General features: G+C 68.6%; 2 protein-coding genes. Both read left to right on the top strand.

From position 1 onward, the window contains the following. The first annotated feature begins 339 nt into the window (after positions 1–339). Positions 340–963 carry a 50S ribosomal protein L25/general stress protein Ctc gene (locus tag ACWF82_RS34345; protein WP_452507725.1) on the top strand — a complete coding sequence of 208 codons (624 nt, stop codon included), beginning with the start codon at positions 340–342 and terminating at the stop codon, positions 961–963. A gap of 24 nt (positions 964–987) precedes the next feature. Further along, complete coding sequence (gene pth, locus ACWF82_RS34340) at positions 988–1,566, top strand: aminoacyl-tRNA hydrolase (protein ID WP_452507724.1); 579 nt, start codon at positions 988–990, stop codon at positions 1,564–1,566. Positions 1,567–1,663 lie beyond the last annotated feature (97 nt).

Genomic DNA, 1,663 nt, shown 5'->3' with positions numbered 1-1,663 from the left:
GTCAGGCACCGTTGCTTGCTCCTTCGTCGCCTACGCAACGGCGCCTGACCGGCGGGACGGCCGCGACGGCCGCTGCGCGGCCTGCCCCTCCTCGAGGTCGGGGCGTGGGGGCTGGGAGTTCGGCAGGTAGCGGTTTCAGGTCAGGTATGCCGATGCGGTATGGTTGTCGGGTTGTCTCGGCGAGGGTGAGTTGCCCCTAGTGGTTGTGCTCACCGTGATCGACGCGGCTCGGCCTTCCCGGTCGTCCTCGTTCGTTCTTCGTCCGACGAGTAGACGTTGACCCCGCAGATGGGTCGCCACAATGACCAGCCCGGAAGAGCCGTAGGAGCGCATTCAGTCATGTCCGACGTGAACCAGATCGAAGCCGCCGTCCGCACCGAATTCGGTAAGGGCGCCGCTCGCCGTACCCGTCGCGACGGCAACGTGCCCGCCGTGCTGTACGGCCACCAGGCCGAGCCGCAGCACCTGAACCTCAACGCCAAGGCCTTCGCCGCCATCCTGCGTGAGCACGGCACCAACGCCATCCTGAACCTCGTCGTCGACGGCAAGCAGCAGCTCGCGATGACCAAGTCGGTCGTGGTCCACCCGATCCGCCGCTACATCGAGCACGCCGACCTGCTGATCGTCAAGCGTGGCGAGCGCGTCACCACCGACGTCAATGTCGTCGTCACCGGCGATGCCGCCGCGGGCACCCTGATCACCCAGGAAGCCACCACCCTGTCCATCGAGGCCGACGCGCTGAAGCTGCCCGAGTCGATCGAGATCTCGGTCGAGGGCGTCGAGGCGGGCACCCAGATCCTGGCCGGCTCCATCGAGCTGCCCGCCGGCGTCACCCTGGCCGGTGACCCGGAGGCGCTGATCGTCAACGTGATCGCCGCGCCGTCCGCCGAGCAGGTCGAGGGCGAAGGCGAAGGCGCCACCGCCGAGGAGCCCGCCGCGGAGACCGAGTCCGAGTCCGAGTAAGACTCCCGCACCACGGTTCGGGCGATGACCGAATCTTCCGGGCCCGCGCTCGTGGTCGGGCTGGGTAACCCCGGCCCCGAATACGAGCGCACCCGCCACAATGTGGGCTTCCTGGTCGCCGACGTGCTCGCCGAGCGCGTCGGCGGCCGTTTTGCCGTGCACAAGAAGTCCGGCGCCGACCTGCTGCAGGCGCGCCTGGACGGGCGCCAGATTCTGATCGCGAAGCCACGCACCTACATGAACCTGTCCGGCAGGCCGGTGGCCGCGCTGGCGAAGTTCTTCTCGGTGCCCGTCGATCAGGTGATCGTCGTGCACGACGAGCTGGACCTGCCGTTCGGCACGATCCGGCTCAAGCAGGGCGGCGGCGAGGGCGGCCACAACGGCCTGCGGTCGATCTCGCAGGCGCTGACCACCAAGGAGTACCTGCGCACCAGGATCGGCATCAGCCGTCCGCCGGGGCGCCAGGATCCCGCCGACTACGTGCTCAAGCCGTTCGCTGCGCCGGAGCGCAAAGAGGTTCCGGTGATCGTCGAGCAGGCCGCCGACGCGGTCGAATTGCTGCTGAAGGTCGGGCTGGAAACGGCCCAGAACTCCCTGCATTAACTTGGAGCGCTGGCGCGCTCGAGTTCGCGGCCCCTGGTGTCCCGCCGGTCAGGCACCGTTGCTTGCTCCTTCGTCGCCTGCGCAACGGCGCCTGACC

The organism is Nocardia sp. NPDC055053, assembly GCF_053608285.1.
The sequence above is the reverse complement of the archived record's forward strand: the minus strand, read 5'-3'. Positions and strand labels throughout refer to the sequence as shown.

Coding starts and splice junctions, on each gene's coding strand:
- pth (WP_452507724.1), top strand. CDS start 988: ATGACCGAATCTTCCGGGCCCGCGCTCGTGGTCGGGCTGGGTAACCCC.
- ACWF82_RS34345 (WP_452507725.1), top strand. CDS start 340: ATGTCCGACGTGAACCAGATCGAAGCCGCCGTCCGCACCGAATTCGGT.